At 30.2% G+C, this 20,105-nt stretch carries 20 protein-coding genes and 1 tRNA gene; 13 read left to right on the forward strand and 8 right to left on the reverse strand.

All coding sequences use genetic code 11. The features are described from left to right. The first annotated feature begins 67 nt into the window (after window positions 1–67). From JK634_RS06025 to JK634_RS06035, 3 genes are all read left to right on the forward strand, one after another. A complete protein-coding gene (locus tag JK634_RS06025; protein WP_202766734.1) occupies window positions 68–757 on the forward strand; it encodes an AzlC family ABC transporter permease in 690 nt (229 codons plus the stop codon). After that, on the forward strand, window positions 754–1,053 hold the full coding sequence (locus tag JK634_RS06030) for an AzlD domain-containing protein (RefSeq protein ID WP_202766735.1): 300 nt from the start codon (window positions 754–756) through the stop codon (window positions 1,051–1,053). Before JK634_RS06025 ends, JK634_RS06030 begins: the two co-directional genes overlap by 4 nt. A gap of 89 nt (window positions 1,054–1,142) precedes the next feature. Beyond that, on the forward strand, window positions 1,143–2,036 hold the full coding sequence (locus tag JK634_RS06035) for a site-2 protease family protein (RefSeq protein WP_207753596.1): 894 nt from the start codon (window positions 1,143–1,145) through the stop codon (window positions 2,034–2,036). A 51-nt stretch (window positions 2,037–2,087) separates the two neighbouring features. On the opposite strand, the gene JK634_RS06040 is transcribed toward JK634_RS06035, so the two are convergent. After that, a complete protein-coding gene (locus tag JK634_RS06040) occupies window positions 2,088–2,963 on the reverse strand; it encodes a GNAT family N-acetyltransferase (RefSeq protein WP_202766736.1) in 876 nt (291 codons plus the stop codon). 133 nt (window positions 2,964–3,096) lie between these two features. On the opposite strand from JK634_RS06040, the gene JK634_RS06045 reads away from it, so the two are divergent. The 3 genes from JK634_RS06045 (at window position 3,097) to JK634_RS06055 (ending at window position 5,377) form a co-directional block, all read left to right on the forward strand. Continuing rightward, entirely contained in the window at window positions 3,097–3,903 is an 807-nt protein-coding gene (locus JK634_RS06045; RefSeq protein ID WP_202766737.1) for an amino acid ABC transporter substrate-binding protein, read from the forward strand. A gap of 71 nt (window positions 3,904–3,974) precedes the next feature. Continuing rightward, window positions 3,975–4,616, forward strand: a complete 642-nt coding sequence (locus tag JK634_RS06050; protein WP_202766738.1) for an amino acid ABC transporter permease — start codon at window positions 3,975–3,977, stop codon at window positions 4,614–4,616. 11 nt (window positions 4,617–4,627) lie between these two features. Continuing rightward, entirely contained in the window at window positions 4,628–5,377 is a 750-nt protein-coding gene (locus tag JK634_RS06055; RefSeq protein ID WP_202766739.1) for an amino acid ABC transporter ATP-binding protein, read from the forward strand. Window positions 5,378–5,554: 177 nt separating this feature from the next. Here the strand turns inward: JK634_RS06055 and JK634_RS06060 are convergent, their stop codons facing one another. Both JK634_RS06060 and JK634_RS06065 read right to left on the reverse strand, forming a co-directional pair. Beyond that, entirely contained in the window at window positions 5,555–6,790 is a 1,236-nt protein-coding gene (locus JK634_RS06060; protein WP_202766740.1) for an MFS transporter, read from the reverse strand. 149 nt (window positions 6,791–6,939) lie between these two features. Then, entirely contained in the window at window positions 6,940–7,413 is a 474-nt protein-coding gene (locus JK634_RS06065) for a MarR family transcriptional regulator (RefSeq protein WP_202766741.1), read from the reverse strand. 156 nt (window positions 7,414–7,569) lie between these two features. Here JK634_RS06065 and JK634_RS06070 point away from each other — a divergent pair, with 156 nt between their 5' ends. After that, window positions 7,570–8,523, forward strand: coding sequence for a 1,4-dihydroxy-2-naphthoate polyprenyltransferase (locus JK634_RS06070; RefSeq protein WP_202766742.1), 954 nt, complete (start codon window positions 7,570–7,572; stop codon window positions 8,521–8,523). 65 nt (window positions 8,524–8,588) lie between these two features. Here JK634_RS06070 and JK634_RS06075 read toward each other — a convergent pair whose 3' ends face one another. Beyond that, window positions 8,589–9,578 (reverse strand): ubiquitin-like domain-containing protein, encoded by a 990-nt coding sequence (locus JK634_RS06075; protein ID WP_202766743.1) that lies wholly within the window; start codon window positions 9,576–9,578, stop codon window positions 8,589–8,591. 463 nt (window positions 9,579–10,041) lie between these two features. Here JK634_RS06075 and JK634_RS06080 point away from each other — a divergent pair, with 463 nt between their 5' ends. The 3 genes from JK634_RS06080 (at window position 10,042) to JK634_RS06090 (ending at window position 15,023) form a co-directional block, all read left to right on the forward strand. Beyond that, a complete protein-coding gene (locus tag JK634_RS06080) occupies window positions 10,042–10,212 on the forward strand; it encodes a zinc-ribbon domain-containing protein (RefSeq protein ID WP_202766744.1) in 171 nt (56 codons plus the stop codon). Between the two features lie 131 nt (window positions 10,213–10,343). Further along, window positions 10,344–11,921 carry a DEAD/DEAH box helicase gene (locus JK634_RS06085; protein WP_202766745.1) on the forward strand — a complete coding sequence of 526 codons (1,578 nt, stop codon included), beginning with the start codon at window positions 10,344–10,346 and terminating at the stop codon, window positions 11,919–11,921. Between the two features lie 177 nt (window positions 11,922–12,098). Next, on the forward strand, window positions 12,099–15,023 hold the full coding sequence (locus JK634_RS06090; RefSeq protein WP_202766746.1) for an insulinase family protein: 2,925 nt from the start codon (window positions 12,099–12,101) through the stop codon (window positions 15,021–15,023). A 97-nt stretch (window positions 15,024–15,120) separates the two neighbouring features. On the opposite strand, the gene JK634_RS06095 is transcribed toward JK634_RS06090, so the two are convergent. Then, window positions 15,121–15,196: transfer RNA gene (locus JK634_RS06095), tRNA-Met, on the reverse strand. 291 nt (window positions 15,197–15,487) lie between these two features. Continuing rightward, window positions 15,488–15,841, reverse strand: coding sequence for a hypothetical protein (locus JK634_RS06100; RefSeq protein WP_202766747.1), 354 nt, complete (start codon window positions 15,839–15,841; stop codon window positions 15,488–15,490). A gap of 132 nt (window positions 15,842–15,973) precedes the next feature. Here JK634_RS06100 and JK634_RS06105 point away from each other — a divergent pair, with 132 nt between their 5' ends. Further along, window positions 15,974–16,852: a LysR substrate-binding domain-containing protein gene (locus tag JK634_RS06105; RefSeq protein ID WP_202766748.1), complete on the forward strand. Its 879-nt coding sequence runs from the start codon at window positions 15,974–15,976 to the stop codon at window positions 16,850–16,852. Between the two features lie 43 nt (window positions 16,853–16,895). Here the strand turns inward: JK634_RS06105 and JK634_RS06110 are convergent, their stop codons facing one another. Together JK634_RS06110 and JK634_RS06115 are read right to left on the reverse strand one after the other, a co-directional pair. Next, window positions 16,896–17,141: a TIGR03905 family TSCPD domain-containing protein gene (locus JK634_RS06110; RefSeq protein WP_202766749.1), complete on the reverse strand. Its 246-nt coding sequence runs from the start codon at window positions 17,139–17,141 to the stop codon at window positions 16,896–16,898. Between the two features lie 52 nt (window positions 17,142–17,193). Then, on the reverse strand, window positions 17,194–17,574 hold the full coding sequence (locus tag JK634_RS06115) for a RidA family protein (protein ID WP_202766750.1): 381 nt from the start codon (window positions 17,572–17,574) through the stop codon (window positions 17,194–17,196). Between the two features lie 249 nt (window positions 17,575–17,823). Here JK634_RS06115 and JK634_RS06120 point away from each other — a divergent pair, with 249 nt between their 5' ends. Then, window positions 17,824–19,056 (forward strand): HD-GYP domain-containing protein, encoded by a 1,233-nt coding sequence (locus tag JK634_RS06120; protein WP_202766751.1) that lies wholly within the window; start codon window positions 17,824–17,826, stop codon window positions 19,054–19,056. Between the two features lie 125 nt (window positions 19,057–19,181). After that, window positions 19,182–20,054, forward strand: coding sequence for an SDR family oxidoreductase (locus JK634_RS06125; protein ID WP_202766752.1), 873 nt, complete (start codon window positions 19,182–19,184; stop codon window positions 20,052–20,054). Window positions 20,055–20,105: the final 51 nt, after the last annotated feature.

Consider the following 20,105-nt stretch of genomic DNA (forward strand, 5'->3'; position numbering starts at 1 on the left):
ATAACTTAAGTAGTATAATTTTTATAAACATATTTAAGCAGTAGGCAAAAACTTGAAAGGAGAAAAAATGGGGCAAAACAAAAAATGGGATCATTTTAATCAAGGAATAAAAGCGGGGGTACCAATAGCATTGGGTTATATTCCAATAGCTATAACATTCGGGGCATTAGCAAAACAGGCAGCATTACCAACCTATGATATCTTAGTTATGAGTGCTTGGATGTATACTGGGGCTGGACAATTCATGGCAGTATCAATGTTTGCTTCAGGGGTAGGAGCAATGGAGATAATAATAGCTACAGGTATGTTAACATTAAGACATATTGTAATGGAATTAACTTTTCATAATAGATATAAAAAGTTAACATTTCCTTGGAGGTTTGGCTTGTCATTAGGTATTACAGATGAGAGTTTTGCAGTTATATCTATGAAAAAAGATAAATCTCAAGAATATATGGCAGCACTTATGTTTACAGCGTATAGTTCATGGTTTTTAGGGACATTAATAGGTTGTATATCAGCATCGATAATCCCTACTTGGTTAAGCAAAAGTATGGAAATTGGACTCTATGCACTATTTATATCACTTCTTATTCCAGCTTTATCAAAAAAATCAAAGCTTGGCTTTATAACCATAACAAGCATGGCTTTAAATTGGTGGATGAGTCAGTATATTAATAAAGGATGGGCAATTATTATTTCAATAATATTAGGTGCATCATTAGGAATATGGTTAATAGGAGATGAAGAGATATGAGGTATTTATTAGTGATACTTATTATGGGAGTAATAAGTCAGCTTTCAAGAATTACTCCATTATTTATAACTAGCAATTTTAAGTTTTCTAAAAGAGTTAATAAATTTCTTAGTGCAGTACCTTATGCAGCTTTGGGAGTAATGATTTTTCCAGGGATTTTATCAGTAGGGAAGTATCCAATAGTTGGACTTGCAGGAGGAGTAATTGCAGCTATACTCACATATTTAAAGGTAAACATTATAGTAATAATTGCAGCATCAGTAGCGGTTGTCGCAGCATTAAATTCATTTGTATAAATTAAGTAAATATAACTGAACTTTATTATTTATATTTGGTATATTATAATTAACATATATTTTCCAAAAATCTCGCTTAAGGGGGAGTTATGTATAAATTAAATGAAAGACCAATAGAAACTTCGGAAAATAGCTATGATGCTATAGAGATAAATAAATATCATAAAACTGATTTGTTAAAAGATACAGAGGATAAAAGTAAAGATTTGATAAATAAATCTAAAAGTAATAAGGGAAAGTTAGGTATTGTAGGTATTATATTAGCTATATTAGTTAAAGCTAAAGGTTTGTTACTCTTAATTCTTTCAAAGTTTAAAATACTAATGTTGGTTTTTAAGCTTGGAAACTTTACGGCAACTCTACTATCAATGCTTTTCATGTTTATTATTTATGGAAAAGTTTATGGTATTGCATTTGGAGTAGGTTTTGTTTTGTTATTATTTTTTCATGAAATGGGACATTTTATAATGGCAAAAAGATTGGGTGTTGATGTTTCTCTTCCACTATTCATTCCATTTGTAGGCGCTTTTATTAGATTGAAAGAGCAACCTAAAAATGTTGAAGAAGAAGCGAAAATAGCCATTGCAGGACCTCTTTTTGGAAGCTTTATCGCTTTTATATGTCTAGGGTTTTATTTAGTTACTAAAGATGATTTCTTATTAGCATTAAGTTATGCAGGTTGTTTTATTAATTTATTTAACCTTATACCTATATATCCGCTAGATGGAGGAAGGGTTGCATCTGCAATATCACCATTTTTGTGGTTTTTAGGTATTCCTATAGCGATAATTGCTATATTTGTAAGCTTCAATCCTGTCATGCTGCTAATTTTATTATTAGGTATAATTCAATTGGTTAATAGGAAAAAAAATAATAGTAATTTATATTATGACTTAGAACCTTATGAACGAGTTGTTTTTGCAATAGAATATTTTGGATTAATTCTACTTTTAGGAATGACTATTTCATTTATAAGTAAATAAGAGCAAAAAAAATGATAGAAATCGAAGGCTGATTTCTATCATTTTTACATTTTATACTATCCATCCTCTTAGTAGGAATCTGTTACTACTTTCTTTACTATAACCTTCATAATCTTTTAGCACAAAGCGTATATTTCCACGCATTAGTTTAAATTTGTTTTTTACTAGAAAGGTAATAAAATCTGTATATTTGCTATTAACTCTAAAAGTTACTCCGTCATTTGGTAATATATCAATTAAACTACTTATGAGCGAAATGAAAATTTCATTTTTATTATCACAGTTATCTACTAATCCCCACATATCTCCTAGTTGATTTTTATTATAAGTTATAAATCCTAATATCTCACCTTCCTTTTGGTAGTAGAATAGGCATCCTCCGTTATTTAAAGAATTTTGAATTTCACAAGTAAAATCATAGCTTTCATTTCGGGTTAGAGTAGAGATTTTACTAATTATCTCATTAAAATCTGAAGAATTAGTTTTCAGTGAGGTTACAGTTAATCCAGACTTGGCCAAAGTATCTGGGGTTCTTAGTACTAATGTGGGAAGAGTTAGAGTAAACCCTTTTTTTATATACAAAGATAGTGCAGAAGGATTGTCAGCAAGAGCTTCAAGCCCAATTATTTTACAATTTTTATTTTTAAGATACTCCATAGCTTTATCTAGAAGTTTTGAACCAATCCCTTTTCCGTATAGATTATTAGCTACTCCCAGTGGTCCAATATATCCTGTGTCACCTAAAGCTCTACAAAAAACAAAGCCTAATAGTTTGTTGTTCTCTATAGCCATGAAAGCTCCCTCTTTACAATCTCTAAGCATTGATAAGCCCATTTCCTTTGATCTGGGGATATCTCGATTGAAAGTTGTATAATCTAAATTTATAAATTCATCTAGATAATCTAAAGTTAAAATCTTAATTTCCATAAGGTACCTCCTAAAAGTGGTATATAAAATAGTTTATATTAATTAATATTATATTACAAAAATATATTGACATGTCCCCTTTAATGCTTTAGAATGATAAAGTAATAAAGTGATATTTAAGGGGGACAAATATATGAAAAAGAAAATTGCAGTGGTATTAAGTTTAGCTATGTTAGCTACAACATTTATAGCGTGTGGAAAGAAGTCAGATAAAACTGATTTAGCAAAAATAAAAGATAAGGGCGAAATGGTAGTTGGATTAGATGATACATTCGTACCAATGGGATTCAAAGATGATAATGGGGATATCAATGGATTTGATGTTGATTTAGCTAACGCCGTTGGGGAAAAACTAGGAGTAAAAGTTAAATTTCAACCAATAGATTGGACAATGAAAGAAAGCGAACTTAATGGTGGGAAAATAGATGTAATATGGAATGGATATTCTATAACAGATGAAAGAAAAGAAAAAGTTGCATTTTCTAAACCATATTTAGAAAATAAGCAAGTTATTATAACACTAGCCAATTCTCCTATCAAAACTAAAGCAGATTTAAATGGAAAAAATGTAGCAGCTCAAAATGGTTCAAGTGCAGTAGATGCAGTTGAGAAGGAAGCAGATTTGGTTAAAACATTTAAGGGCGGAAAACTTGTAACTTTTGAAACTAATAATGACGCATTAATGGATTTAGAGGCTGGAAGAGTGGATGCAGTTGTTGGAGATGAAATCTTAATAAGATATTATACTAATCAAAGAGGGGAATCTAAATATAAAGTTTTAGATGATAATTTTGGAACTGAAGAGTATGGTATAGGATTTAGAAAAGACGATAAAGAATTCTTATCAGCAGTACAAAAGGCTTTAGATGAATTAAAAGCAGATGGAACTTCAAAGAAAATTTCAGAAAAGTGGTTTGGTAAGGATATAGTAAAGTCTTAAGGTGAAATTAGTTGAACTAAGACTTTATAGTAAAGTAATCTTTAAATAAGTAATACAGGAGTGAATTTAACATGGATTATGTGACAAGCTTATTACCTTCATTAATGGAAGGGCTTTTAGAAACATTAAAAATATTTGCAGTGACTTTGGCTCTTTCATTACCATTGGGAGTAATAGTTGCACTGGGAAGATTATCGAAAATAAAAATAATAAATACTATAGCTCAAGTATATATATGGATTATGAGAGGTACTCCGTTACTTTTGCAAATAATATTTATATTCTTTGGATTACCAATTATAAATGTAACTATAGATAGATTCCCAGCAGCAATATTAGCCTTTGTATTAAATTATGGAGCTTATTTTGGAGAAATATTTAGAGCAGGAATAGAGTCCATTGATAAAGGCCAATATGAGGCTTCAGAAGTTTTAGGCATGTCAAATTCACAAACATTTTTTAGAATAGTACTTCCTCAGATGATAAAAAGAGTATTACCTCCAGTTTCAAATGAAGTAATTACTTTAGTTAAGGATACAGCATTAGTATATGTTGTAGGCTTGGATGAATTATTGAGATTTGCTAAAATAGCATCTAATAGGGATGCATCACTGATACCTTTAGTTGTAGTAGCAGTATTTTATTTATTGCTAACAGCAATTCTTACTAAAGTATTCCAGAGTTTAGAGAAGAAATATTCTTATTATTCATAGGAGGATAAATTATGAGTTTAGTAGTAAAGGAATTAAATAAATCCTTCAAGGGGAAAAAGGTTCTTAATAATGTAAGCTTCGAAGTTAAGCAAGGAGAAATTGTTGCACTATTAGGGCAATCTGGTGCAGGAAAAACTACGGTTTTAAGATGTATAAATGGGCTTGAAAAGGCTGATGGGGGAAGTATTGAAGTAGATGGAAACTTCCTATTTAAGAAAGAAGATAGAAAAATAGTATATTCATCTGGGGAAGAAATGAAAAATGTTAGAAGAAGTTTAGGATTAGTATTTCAAAACTTTAATTTATTTCCTCATATGTCTGTTATGGAGAATATAATAGAGGCCCCAGTTAACGTCTATAAAGTTCCAAAGGAAGAAGCAAAGGAAAAAGCTAGAGACTTACTTAAACAAGTAGGTTTAGAAGAGAAAGAAGATTCATATCCATTTGAGCTTTCTGGTGGACAAAAGCAAAGAGTAGCTATAGCAAGAGCTTGTGCATTGAATCCTAAAATAATGTGCTTCGATGAACCTACTTCAGCTTTAGATCCAGAGTTAACTGAAGGAATAGCAACAGCTATTGAAGGTTTAGCTAAAACTGGAATGGGGGTATTAATAATTACTCACGACATGGCATTTGCTAAGAGAGTTTCAGATAGAGTTCTTTTTATGGAAAATGGAGATATTATTGAAGAAGGTACTGTAGAAGAGATATTTAATAATCCTAAAAATGAACGTACTAAGAGTTTCCTTGGTAATAGTTAGGTAGTATAATGAAAAGTATATCTTATCAACACATTTCTTTAACGGCTAATATGGATATAAATGATTTGGTATATAGTATCTAAAGAAACTTGAATCTCTTTAGGTCATAGATAAATAGGGTTTTAGAACTTGTCCCTAAGTTCTAAAACCCTATTGTTGTATGCTGGAAAAAGGATTTTAAGTATTTATATGAGTAACCTTGTACAAAATCGGTATTGCAAGGGTTATAAGAATCATACCCATAAAAGCAGGTGCAGTATGACTAAGGGATACATAAATTTGCCCGCCAATGATTGGTCCAATTATTCTTGCTAAAGATTGTATAGATTGGCTGCCACCTTGAACTCTTCCTTGTTCGCTAGAATCTACAGACTTTGATACCATTCCGTTGAATGAAGGTCCGTAGATAGAATCGCCAAAACCAAATATAAACATTCCGGCTATAAGAAGGGGATAGAAGGAGAACAAAGCAGATGCAGCAATAAGACCATAGCCTATAATCTCCGAAGTCATTCCAAGAATTACAATTTGTATATCACTAAATTTCATCAAAAGCTTTGGCATTATGAATCCTTGTGAAATGATGTCTTGTACACCCATTATTGAAAATATAAGACCAATCAGAACAGGCTGCCAGTTGAATGTATCTATTGTAAATTGTGTAAAGACTGCTTGCAAAGATCCGCTTGGTATCCAAAGTAAGAAACCAGAGATAAAAAGCCTCTTTAAGCTTTTCATGGAAAGTACGTTCATAAGCTGGGAGAATGGATTCAATCTTACAAGTTCGATATTTTCTAGTCTATTTTTCTTGTTAAGGCTCTCAGGCATAAAGAAGAATCCATAAACTACATTCAATAAAGTTATTATTGCACCAAAATACATAGGTACAGAATAACCAAACTTGGCAAGTAATCCTCCTAGAGTAGGTCCCATAATGGTGCCAACACCTACAACTGCACTTATCCATCCGAAGTATTTGGTTCGCTGTTCTCTAGGTGTGATATCTGCGAAATATGCAAATATTGTACTAATGGTTCCACCTGTTACTCCATCAATTATTCGACCTACAAATAGTACCCATAGTGCTCCTCCTATGCCAAAAACTAAGTATCCAATAGCTGAACCTAAAAGACATACTAAGAGTATTGGACGACGACCATATCTATCACTTAAAGCTCCAAGGCCAGGAGCTGAAAAAAACACGCAAAAGGCATAAAGAGACATCAGTAATGTAACAACAATGGCTTGATCTGCAGGATTACTTATATAAGGCTTTACTAAGAATGGTACAACAGGATTTATAATACTAAAGCCTATTCCGCATAGAAACACGGATATAAGACCAAAGATTAAGGCTTTTTTATCTATTATCTGTTCATTAATTTGTTCATCATGTGATTTTAATTTGGACATTTGAAATCTCCTTTCAATAGTTAAATTTTGTTTCCTAGTCAACAAAAATATCATAACATCATTTTGTTTCCCTGTCAACAAAATGGTCGCAATAAAAATGCAGCCCTATCTCAATAGAGTTAGGCTGCCTGGTTTTTTATTATTTAAACTTATTCTGACTTAATATCTATACCTTGTTTTTTTATTTCTTCATCCAAATGCTTACTATACTTTTCCATGAATCTAAGCATACTGTCAAGTTGTTCATCAGTTACCTGCTCGAATACGACTTTATCACGCTCCTGAAACTCTTTGTGAAGTTCTTCATGGATTTTATAAATCTCTTGCCCTTGTTCAGTAAGGCTGAAATAAATTTCTTTCTTATTATCGGGTTTCTGATAGCTTTCAATAACACCTTTCTGTATAAGCTTCTTGGTTATTTTGCTTATGGCTCCCCTAGTCATATAAAAGGACTCTGCAAGTTTTGTTACGTTAGAATCTACATTTCTTCCGATGAATTCGATACAATGTACTTCAGAAGATTTAAAGCCCCTAAATTGATCTTCCATCTTAAGCTTATTAAGCCAAGCCATTTTGTTAAATAAGTTCCTGAAGTTAATTTTGACCTGTTCTTCTTTGTTCATGACCTGTATCCTCCCACCTATTGGTGTAATAACAATATTATAGTAAACTTTTGTTTCTATATCAACAATACTAGAATAATTATAATGGTAAAATTTGATTTGAAAAATATGATTTCTATATTTTATAATTAATAAGAAATGGAGTGAAGATAACAAATGAATATTAAAAGCTTTTTTAAGTTAGCAGAAATACAGACAAAGGTAGCAAGTGTAGTTCCTTTCTTATTAGGATCACTTATAGCTATATATAGATATAGCAGTTTTAATATAATAAATTTTATAATAATGTTTGTTTCTTTATTATGTATAGATATGGCAACGACTGTAATAAATAACTATGTAGACTATAAAAGAGCTATAAAGAAATATGGGTATGGTTATGAGGAGCATAATGCCATTGTAAGATATAATATAAAAGAAAACCATGTAGTTTCTGTAATAGGGGCTTTACTTTTCATAGCAATGGGATTTGGTGTGATTTTGTATTTAAGAACAAATATAATTGTTCTACTTTTAGGCGCATTTTCTTTTTTTATTGGGGTAATTTATTCTTTTGGACCAATTCCTATATCTAGAACGCCCCTAGGAGAACTTCTATCAGGAATCTTTATGGGTGGGATAATACTTTTTATAGCAATTTATATACATATTATAGATAAAAACATAATTAACATAGCTGTGGTAGAAACAAATATCAATTTAGCTTTTGAATTTAAGGAAATCATAATAATAATCTTATTATCTATACCTACCATATCTGGCATTGCAAATATTATGCTAGCTAATAATATTTGTGATAGAGAAGATGATATAGAAAATAGAAGATATACCTTACCAGTTTACGTTGGGAATAAGTTAGCTTTGAAGATTTATAAGTGGATTTACTATATAGCATATCTAGATTTAGTAGCATTAATTATTATAAGAGCTGAACCAGTATTTTCTATATTGTCATTACTAACCTTTTTTATTGTTAATAGAAACATTAGAATATTTGAAGCAGAGCATATAAAAAGCAAAACTTTTGTATTGTCAGTAAAGAACTTTCTTATAATAAACGGGGTAAGGGTATTAGCTTATGGAGTAAGTATCTTAGCTTTTAAACTTTAGTTTTTAGAATAATAAATATGAAAAAAAGATAGCTTAATAAGCTATCTTTTTCATACTCTGTTTGGCTAATCTAAGATATATACATTGATGTTTTTCACAGCCCAATTTAGAGCTTCGCCCTTTGTATTAAAGAAAACATCAATGGTATTTCCCTTAACACCAGAACCAGAGTCTGCAGCAATTGCAAATCCATACCCTGGGATATACATTTTTGTACCAAATGATATAACAGACGGATCTACTGCTACAGTACTATAACCTTCACTATTTCTTACAGCCTGTCTCCCGCTAGCTGTATAAGTGCTTCCAACTCCATTAACTGCCCAGTAGGCTGTTGTCCTACAGTAAATCTTTTTAGAGAAGGACATAGGTTCTCCACCTCTGGAAACAGCTACGGCACTTTGAGTACCTTGAACAACAACCTCATTTACTGGTTCAGTAACAACTTTTTCATTAATTGCTTCTCTGGAAATTTCTTTGCCATCTTCATATAAAACTTTATAGGTAACTTCTTTCTTACCTTTTACCCCTGACTGAGTGGTTTTTTTGAAGATGCTTAACAAGTTATTATCTGACTTAACAATTGTTGTGTAGTTTGTTGCTACAGTTTCAGTTATAGTTTTTGAGTCTACACGTGTTATTTTTATCTTCATTCCATCCGATAATTCAGATGTTTTTTCTGGTTGTACTTTATCATCTTTTCCTAGAGATATTCCTTCAGATTCAAGCATATTAGATATGTCGTCTTCAGCAGAAAGCACAGAAATATCCTTGCCATCAACTGTTACAATTAAGTTCATAGCTCTTATAACGGTTATTTTATCTGTTTTCTGAAGCTTTGAATCGAGAGCAGGTTCAACTCTATCTTTTTTTCCTAAAGTGATACCTTCATCATCTAGGACTTTTTCAACTGTATTTTCGTAAGTAGTTATGGTCTTATTTTCATTATCCACAACTAAAGTAATATTCTTTTGCTTTGAATGTATTAGTACGACTAAAATTATAATTAATAGTAAAGATGCTAGTATAGCTACAGTTTTTTTGTTAATATTCATTAGGGCCTTGATCTTTAAAAGGGCCGTTTCTTTAATACTAATGAAAATCTCCTCCTTTTGCTATGCTATATGAAAATGATAGCGGTTTTTCACTGGCTTGTCAAATTTGACAGAAAACCAAGGTTTAATTAGTATATAATGGAATTTTTTAAATGAGAATAATTAAAGTTATAATAATTTTTGCGATTATTAAGGAAATGATAATACAATAAAGGAAAAAATATAAAATTGAATATTAATAAGAAAAATATGGGATAAGTGAATAAAAAGAATAGATTTGAATATAATAATAGTGAACAGTGATGAAGTGGATGCGCTTTTAATGGTTGCATAAAAACCTTCATCATGCTAAAATATAATAGCCAAGGTAAATAAAAGATTTAAATACTTATTCATCATTTCTTCTTTTAAGAACAGGATGTAAATGTGTTTAAGATCTTGATATTAAAAGGAGGAATTTGAAATGGCTGATAAGACTATTTTATGTAAGGACTGTGGAAAAGAATTCATCTTCACTGAAGGAGAACAAGAATTCTACAAAGAAAAAGGATTTGAAAATGATCCAGTAAGATGTCCAGAGTGCAGAAAAGCTAGAAAAGCTCAAAGCAACAACAATAGAAACTTCAGAAGATAGTAATTTTTAGCCCTATAAGAAGTACTCTTATAGGGCTTTTTATTGAGTGTAAACAATATATTAATAAAAATGTAGAAGATTGTTTATATTATGTATATACAATCAACATAAAGAAGAAGGATGGAAAATTAATGAGTGAAATGAACTTTAAAGAATTAGGATTAAATGAAGATGTATTAAAGGCTATAGACGATATGGGCTTTGAAGAACCTTCAAAGATACAAGAGAAAGTAATACCAGTTTTATTACAAGGATTTGATGTAATAGGTCAAGCGCAAACAGGTACAGGAAAAACTTTAGCTTTTGGAGCTCCAGTACTTAACAATATTACCTTTGGCAATAAAAATACTAAATGTTTAGTATTAGCACCTACTAGAGAATTAGCCATTCAAGTAAATGAAGAATTAGTAAGAATAGCTAAGCATACAAGAGCAAGAATATTACCTGTTTATGGTGGTCAATCAATTGATAGACAAATAAAAGCACTTAATAGAGGGATTGACATAATAGTTGGTACTCCAGGTAGAGTTCTAGATTTAATGAGAAGAAACGTAATAAATCTTAGAAATATTGATTTCTTAGTAATGGATGAAGCCGATGAAATGCTTAATATGGGATTTATTGATGATATAGAGGAGATTCTTAAAGGAACAAATCCTGAAAGACAAACACTATTATTCTCAGCAACAATGCCAGCAGAAATTAAAAAACTAGCTAAAAATTATATGAAAGATGATGCACAACATATTTCTATAATAAAGAATGAAATGACAGTTTCTACAGTTAGTCAATACTATTATGAAGTAAAACATTCTGACAGAGTAGAGTCATTATGTAGAATTCTTGATGTGGATTCCCCTACAGCAGCAATAATATTCTGTAAGACTAAAAAGGGAGTAGACGAGTTAGTATCATCTATGCAAGCAAGAGGATACAGTGTTGAAGGTATGCATGGTGATTTAACACAAAATCATAGAATGAATACTCTTAGAAAGTTTAAAGAAGGACATTTAGAATTCTTAGTAGCTACAGATGTTGCCGCAAGAGGTATAGATGTAGAGAATGTTACTCACGTTATAAACTATGATCTTCCACAAGATACAGAATCATATGTTCACAGAATAGGAAGAACAGGTAGAGCTAACAGAGAAGGTGTTGCATATACTTTAGTTACTCCAAGAGAGTATAGAGCATTAAAGCAAATAGAGAGAGCAACAAAAGGTAAGATAAAGAGAAAAGAAATACCTACAATTGATGATATATTTGAAGCAAAATATAACACAATCTATACAAAAGTAAAAGAAACAATAGAAGGCGAAGATTTCAGTAAGTTTATACCTTTAGCAGAACAAATAGATGCAGAATTTGATTTAGTTGATGTTGCAGCTGCATTAATGAATATGATATACAGCAAAGAAGTTTCTTATGATTCTTCTGAGAATTCTATATCAGTAAAATCAAGTGGTGGATATGAAAGACTATTTATCAATCTAGGAAGAAAAGATGGTATGAATCCAAAGAGTCTATTAGCGTTCCTAAGTGAAGGTGCGAGATTTAGAAAAGAAGATATAGGAGATATTGATATCTTTGATAAATATACATTTATAGATGCCTCTGAAGATGCTGCAAGACATATTATGAAAAATACTATAGGAAAAAGAGTTAGAGGAAGAAAAGTTAACATAGAAATAGCTAATTCAAGAAAGTAATATATTAAAATTTATAAGTCATGTGAGTGTGTAAAAACATCTTACATGACTTCTTTTATTTAGAAAATCCAAAAAAATTACTAGACTTTGTAAGAAAGTAATTTTAAAATTTAATTTAATACGTATAATATAAATAAATCAATCAATAAATAGATTTATAGAGAGGATGCTAAATATATGAATTATAAAGAAGGTAATATATTAAGTGGATTTAGATTAGACAGTGTTACGGAATTAAAAGAGATAAATTCAATTGGTTTAATTTTTACTCATGAGAAAACACAAGCTAAGTTAATTAAACTTGTGAATGACGATGATAATAAAGTTTTTGCTATTACATTCAAAACACCTCCAGAAAATAGTACTGGAGTACCACACATAATAGAACATTCTGTACTATGTGGATCAGAGAAATTTACAAGTAAGGAGCCTTTTGTAGAATTATTAAAGGGAAGTCTTAATACTTTTTTAAATGCGCTCACCTTTTCAGACAAAACAATGTATCCTATAGCTAGTAAAAATAAAAAAGACTTTTTTAACTTAATGGATGTGTATTTAGATGCGGTTTTACATCCAAACTTATATAAAGAAAAAGAAATTTTTATGCAAGAAGGCTGGCATTATGAAATAGACGAGACAACAGATGAACTTAAAATAAATGGTGTTGTATACAATGAAATGAAGGGTGTTTACTCATCACCTGATTCAATTATTTCTAGGGAAGCAAGTACCTCATTATATCCAGATACTACATATGGAGTGGATTCGGGTGGAGATCCAGATGTTATACCTGAGTTAACATATGATTATTTTGTGAATTTTCATAAAAAGTATTATCATCCATCAAACGGAGTAATCTTTCTATATGGAGATGGAGATACAGAGGAAGAGCTAGCATTTATACATGAAAACTATCTAAAGAACTATGATTTTGGGCCAGTAGATAGTGAGATAACAATTCAAGAACCATTTAATGAAGAGAGAAAAACAAAACTATCTTATGGAATAAGTGAACAAGAAGATGAGAGTAAAAAGACATATATTTCTCTTAATTATTCAATAGGAGATACCTTAGATAAGGAATTGGGATTATCTTTTGAGGTTTTAGAGTATATCTTATTAACTGCAAATAATGCAATATTAAAAAATAGGTTAATCGATAGTGGAGTTGCAACTGTAGTTTCTGGTAGGTATGAAAGAGGGATAAAGCAACCTTACTTAAATATAACTATCAAAAATACAGATGAAGAAAATGAAAGAGAAATAATATCTAAGATTGAAGAAATACTTAAAGATATATGTAAGAATGGAATAAGCGAAAACTTTATTACTGGTGCTATAAATAGAAAAGAATTTGAAATCAGAGAAGCTAATTTTGGTGGGTATCCAAAAGGATTAATTTATGCTATAAGAATACTAGAAAGTATGTTATATGGCGGAGAAGCTTTTCTAAATCTAGAAAATACAGAAACAATTGATGATATAAGAAAAAAAGCAGCCAATGGATATCTTGAGAAACTAATCGAAGATTATATATTAAATAATACTCATAAATCAATTATAGTAATGACTCCAGAAAAAGGATTGACTGAAAAGAAGGAAAATGATTTAAAAGCGAAACTTAAAAAGATAAAAGAAACATTATCATCAGATGAGCTTCAAAGAATAAAAGATGAAGCGGAAAAGCTGAACAAGAGACAATTGACTCCAGATACTAAGGAACAGCAAGATACAATTCCTAAATTAGCCATTGAAGATATACCTAAGAAAGTAGAAAATATTGAACTAAAGGAAGTAGATATTAAGGGGATTAAGACTTTATTTACTCCTATGTTTACTAATGAAATTGCATACGTTAAATTGATATTCGATGGAAGAACTATAGAAAAAGAAGATGCTCAATATATGGCTTTACTATCATTTCTTTTAGGAAAGATAAATACGAAGACAAAAACTTATGAAGAATTAACTAATGATATAAATATGAGTACAGGAGGAATATCTTATTCTACAAGAAGCTTTTATAAAAAAGGAAATATGGAAGACTTCACGCCTGTATTCACTATGGCAGGTAAAGCGCTAAGTTCAAAAATTGGTGAGTTAGTTAAATTAATGAAAGAAGTGGCTATCGAAACTTCTTTTGAAGATACAAATAGAATATTACAAATAGTTAGAGATTTAAGATCAAGATATCAAATGGCAATGGTTGCCTCAGGAAATGTAATTGGTGCCTTAAGAGCTATAGGATATATTTCTAAGAGGGGATATTTTGAAGATCTTATAGGCGGACTCGGACTATATAATTTTCTATGTGATATGCAAAAAGCATTAGAAGAAAATCCAAAGGAAGTTAAAGAAAAGTTAGAGAGTGTATCTAGAAAAATATTCAACATAAATAATTTAACTATTTCATTTACAGAAGAAGAAAGTAAGTTATCATTATTAGAAGAAAATATAGATGTACTAATAGATGGATTGAATAAAGAAGGTGTTTATCTAAAAGATTATGATTATCCACTTAAGAAGTTAAATGAAGGATTATTAACTCAAAGCAATGTAAATTATGTTGTTCTTGGTGGAAGTTATTTAAATAAGGGATTTTCTTATTCAGGTTCTATGAGGGTACTAAACACTATACTTAACTTTGATTATCTATGGAACAAAGTTAGAGTTGAAGGTGGAGCCTATGGTGTAAGAATCAACTTAAGTAAGGATGGATTCATATATTTTAGCTCTTATAGAGATCCTAACATAGATAAGACATTTGATGCATATAAGAAAACTGTAGAATATTTGAAATCTTTCAATGCAACTGATGAAGACATGGTGAAATATATTATAGGGACTATAAGTAAGCTAGATATTCCATCAAATCCAGATTCGAAGGCGGATAAAGCAGTATCAGATTATTTTGCAGGAGTAACTTATGAAGAGTTAAATAAGGAACGAGAAGAAATACTAAAGACAAGTGAAAAACAAATAAAAGACTACTATAAAGTCATAGGAGAAGCAATAAGAGATAATTCAATAACTGTTGTAGGAAATGAAAATCAAATAAAAGCTTCAAAAGATATATTTGATACTATAGTAAATTTATTTTAGCTAAGATCTATATCAAGATAAAATCCAGTTTAATAGCTGGATTTTATTAATTTTTAGTGAAGAAAAAGAATCCTAATTAAAATTAGGATTCTTTTTATGGTTGCGGGAGCAGGACTTGAACCTACGACCTTCGGGTTATGAGCCCGACGAGCTACCAACTGCTCCATCCCGCGATATTAATAACTTTAGATTTCTCTAAGCTACTTAGCAAGTATATGCTACTTGCTAACATAAGTCAATGGTAAAAATTGCCTACTAGATATAATCATTAAAGGTATATATCAGCCCTATATATGCTATTTACATCCAGATTATATCTTACTAGGCATATAATTAACTTTTAAATTAATTAACTTAACTAAACTTCCTTGTGTAAGTAGTTGCAAGAAGTAAAATTACTTCTTGCATATATTGTAGCACAAACCTTAGATTTATTCAACAAACTTTCTGAAAATTGCGTCTATTTATCTGTGTCTAGCTAAGGCTTTTATACCATAAACTACTGCTAAAGCTCCTATGCCCATTAATGCCATGTTCTTCATATCCATTTTACTCTTAGAGCTACAACATTCTATATGGGATTGAGTATTTTTAGCATTGTTGTTACTATTACTAAATGATGACTTGAAAGTTTTAGCTTTATCTTTAATAAAATCTACAATGTTTGCCATATCATTAGAATATTTGTTTTCTAAAGTTTCAAGTAAACTTTCCTCACAACAGTAGTTAGTATTAGCATGTTTTGATCTAGGTATTCTTTTTCTTTTTGACAAATATGTCAATTCCTTATTTAAATTTACTCCGACGTTACTATACACAAAAATCACCTCATAAAATAGTCTCTCCATTTTTTATAATGTTTATAAATATAAAATACAATTTCATAATTATTTTTTTTGATATAAAATTTAATTAGGAGTAGAAATAAAAGATTAAAGGATGAATATAGTATGATTGAAGAATTAAAGACGTTTATTGCAGTGGTAGAATTAAAGAATTTTACTAAAGCAGCTAAAGAAATATCTATATCACAACCAAGCGTAAGTGTACATATTAAAAATTTAGAAAGTCATTTTAATACAACCTTAATTATGAGATCTAAAGAACAAAAAAATATTATAATAACAAAAGATGGTGTCATATTATATGAGCGAGCTAAAAAGATCATAAATATAATAGAGAAAACTAAAGAAGAATTTATAGATTCACAAGTAAGAGTAACTGGTTTACTTAAAATAGGTGCAAGTTTAACCATAGGTGAGTTCTTCCTTCCGAGGTTTTTAGGAGAATTTAATAAAAGATATCCAGAATTAGCTTTAGAGATATCTATTGAAAATACATCGTCTATATGCGAAAAAATAAGTAAGTTACAGTTAGATGTAGGATTGGTAGAAGGATTAATACCTTTTAGTACTAATATAAAATCTGGGGTGTTTGCAAAGGATAGGCTTGTGGTAGCTGTTCCTAAGAATTACTTTAAAGAAAATGGTTCATTAGAAAATGCAACTTGGATAAGCAGAGAACCAGGTTCTGGAACTAAACAGTATTTAAGTATGTTTCTTGAACAAAATCACATAAAGCCAAAGCATACGATAGTATTAGGTAGTAATTATGCAGTTAAAGAAGCTGTTAAAAATAGATTAGGAGTAACATTAATATCTTATTTAGTAGTAGAAAAGGATGCTGCAGAAGGAGAATTAGAGATTTTTGAATTAGATCATGAGTATAATAGAGATTTTACATATATTATACCTGAAGGAATAATATATTCTAAGGCTACAAAAACATTTATAAAAGAATTAAAAGAATATAATAATAATTATATATAAATAAAAGACTCCCTCTAAATCACTTTTAGAGGGAGTTTAAATATTATTTTGAACTTAGATAGGTTTCAAGAGCTTTTGCCAATTGATCAGGACAAGATGTTGACTTATCTTTACAAGTCATACCTTTAAGTTTAGAAATTACATCATTAACTTCCATTCCTTCAACTAAAACTCCAATTCCTTTTAAATTTCCGTTACATCCACCTACATAAGAAACGTTCTTAAGTTTATTATCTTCAATATCAAAAATGATTTCTTTAGCGCATACGCCAGAAGTAGTAAAGTTCATTTTAAATCCCCTTTTTATCATTAAGTTATAGTTTATTGGTATACGTTGGTTACTATTTAGAAATAGCAATCATCTCTATTTCTATTTTTACATCTTTAGGTAATCTAGCTACTTGAACAGCACTTCTTGCAGGCGGATTACTTGGAAAATATGATGCATATACCTCGTTCATAGAAACAAAGTCATTCATGTCAGATAGAAAGACAGTAGTTTTAAAAACATTGTCCAAGCTTGTTCCGCCAGCTTCAAGTATGGCTTTACAATTTTCTAAAGATTGCTTAGTTTGTTCTTGAATAGTTTCTGGAATTTCACCTGTTTTAGGATTTAGTGGAATTTGGCCTGAAGTATATATTAATTCTCCGATTTTTACACCTTGAGAATAGGGTCCTATAGCTCCAGGAGCATTGTTTGTAGAAATAATTTCTTTATTCATTTATATCCCTCCTTATAATTCCATAGTAATTTTATTGTAATTGTCTGAATTAAATTTTAACATAGGGGTTTTAGTTTTTCAATAAGCATTCCATATATGAGAATATAAGTATAATATATCCACTTGAGCAATGTGAAATTATAAATGAATATTAAAAAGATAAAAAAGTAGACAGTTGAATGTAATATTATGTTTTAAAACTGAGAATTTTGATGTAAAATAATTATACGCAAAAGGGCAGGTGATTAAATGAAGGTAAGCATAGAAGAGATTATAGAGTCCTTGGTTATTACAGTAAGTTTGAGTGAAATCGCAAATAACTCAACTATTAGAGAGCATATGGATGGAATTAAAAAGAAGAATACTAAGGATGGCTATATAAGTCATTCAAAGGGAACGACATTTATAGCATTAAATATTGCAAAAGAAATGCTTTTAAATGAAGAGGATTTGAAAAATCTATATATAGCAGCATATCTTCATGACTTGGGACTAACAAAGGTAGCATTTATGGAATATGATGAGGCAACGATAACTAGAGAACATTGCTTAGAAGGGGCAAGGCTCATAAGCAATATACCTAAAATTGAAAATATAGCTGAATATGTAAAGTATCATCATGAAAATTATGATGGAACTGGTCCCTTTGGATTAGTAGGTGAACAAATACCGTTAATGAGTCAAATATTAAAGATTAGTGATTTTATAGATTCTAATTATATAGAATGTAGACCAGAAGCTTATAAGTGGATAATGAGTATATTGACTAATGATATTGATAAATATGTATCTTCAAAGGTTGGAAAAGCTGTGATAGAAGTAATTTCTAAAAAGACATTATGGAGAGGATTAAATAATTCAGATTTCATGGATAAGTGGCTGGAGACCAATAAACCCATAGTTGAAGAAAGTCTTGATACATATGAATTTTTACAAACGGCAGAGGTATATGCTGAGATTATAGATATTAGAAGTTCTTTTACTGCAAGGCATTCTAGAGGTATATCAGAATTAGCATATTTAATGGCGAAATATAAAGGTTATGATGAAAATAAATCCATAAAATTAAAGATTGCGGGGCTATTACATGATATAGGAAAATTAGCAGTTCCAATTAGATATATTAATAAGAATGGAGCATTAACTGACATAGAGTATAAATTAGTTAAGACTCACGTTTTTTATACGGATTTAGTATTAAAACCAATAAAAAGTATAGATGACATAAGAGAATGGGCTATAAGCCATCATGAAAAGTTAGATGGTACAGGATATAGTAGAGAATTAAATCATAATGAACTAGGTGAAGAACAACGGCTTTTAGCTATTTGTGATATATATCAAGCATTAGCTGAGGATAGACCATATAGAAGAGGTTTAAAACGAGAAAAGTGCTTAGAGATTATAGGTAAAATGGTAGAAAACAATAAATTGTGTCCAAAAGCATTTGAAGTGTTAAAATCTGTAACTTCCAATTTATAAGAGAAAAATTAATATTTTAAAGTCTATGTCAAAAGACGAAATTATAAAGTTTCGTCTTTTTGTGTATTAAAAACACTCCTTTTAGAAAATAATAACTTTAGGTTTTTTTAAGGAGGTAAATTGAAATGAATGAATCAACAAATTTCCCAACAAAATTTCCTGCTCAGCATCAAGGGATTCAACCAGGAATCGAAAAGGATATGAATCCGCTTCCAATATATCAAACGCAGGGGTACGGTATAGGTAGTGGAAGGCTTAAAGATAAAGTTATGTTAATAACAGGTGGGGACAGTGGAATTGGGAGAGCTGTATCAATTGCTGCAGCAAGAGAAGGAGCTAAAGTATCAATTGTATATTTTAATGAAGAAGAAGATGCTTTGAAAACAAAAAGTGAAATTGAAGCTATTGGAGGAGAGTGCCTTTTAGTTAAGGGTGACATAACTAAAAAGGACTTTTGTACTACAGCAATTACAGAAACTATAAATAGATTTTCAAGCATAAACATATTAGTTAGTAATGCAGCAGTTCAATTTCCACAAAATAAAATAGAGGACATAAGTGAAGAACAGTTAAGAAGAACATTTGAAACTAATGTATTTGGTGCATTTTTCATGATTCAAGAAGCTATTACACATATGAAAAAAGGAGATTCAATAATAATAACAACTTCAATTACTGCATATAATGGGCATGAAACATTAATAGACTACTCAAGTACAAAAGGCGCATTGACAACATTAACAAGATCATTAGCAACTAATTTAGTAAGTAAAGGGATAAGGGTTAATGCAGTAGCCCCAGGACCAGTTTGGACCCCATTAATTCCATCATCTTTTGATGAAAAGAAAGTTGAGAAATTTGGAACTGACAATCCATTGGGAAGGGCAGCACAACCTATAGAACTTGCAGGTGCATACATATTTTTAGCATCTCAAGATGCATCATTTATTAATGGAGCAACAATTCATGTAAATGGTGGAGCTATGGTTGTTATTTAAATAGTTAAAATAGAAAAACTTATGAATATAGGGTTTTAAGTTCAACTAATA

Origin of the sequence: Clostridium paridis (genome assembly GCF_016765615.1) — a bacterium.
GTDB lineage: Bacteria > Bacillota > Clostridia > Clostridiales > Clostridiaceae > Clostridium_T > Clostridium_T paridis.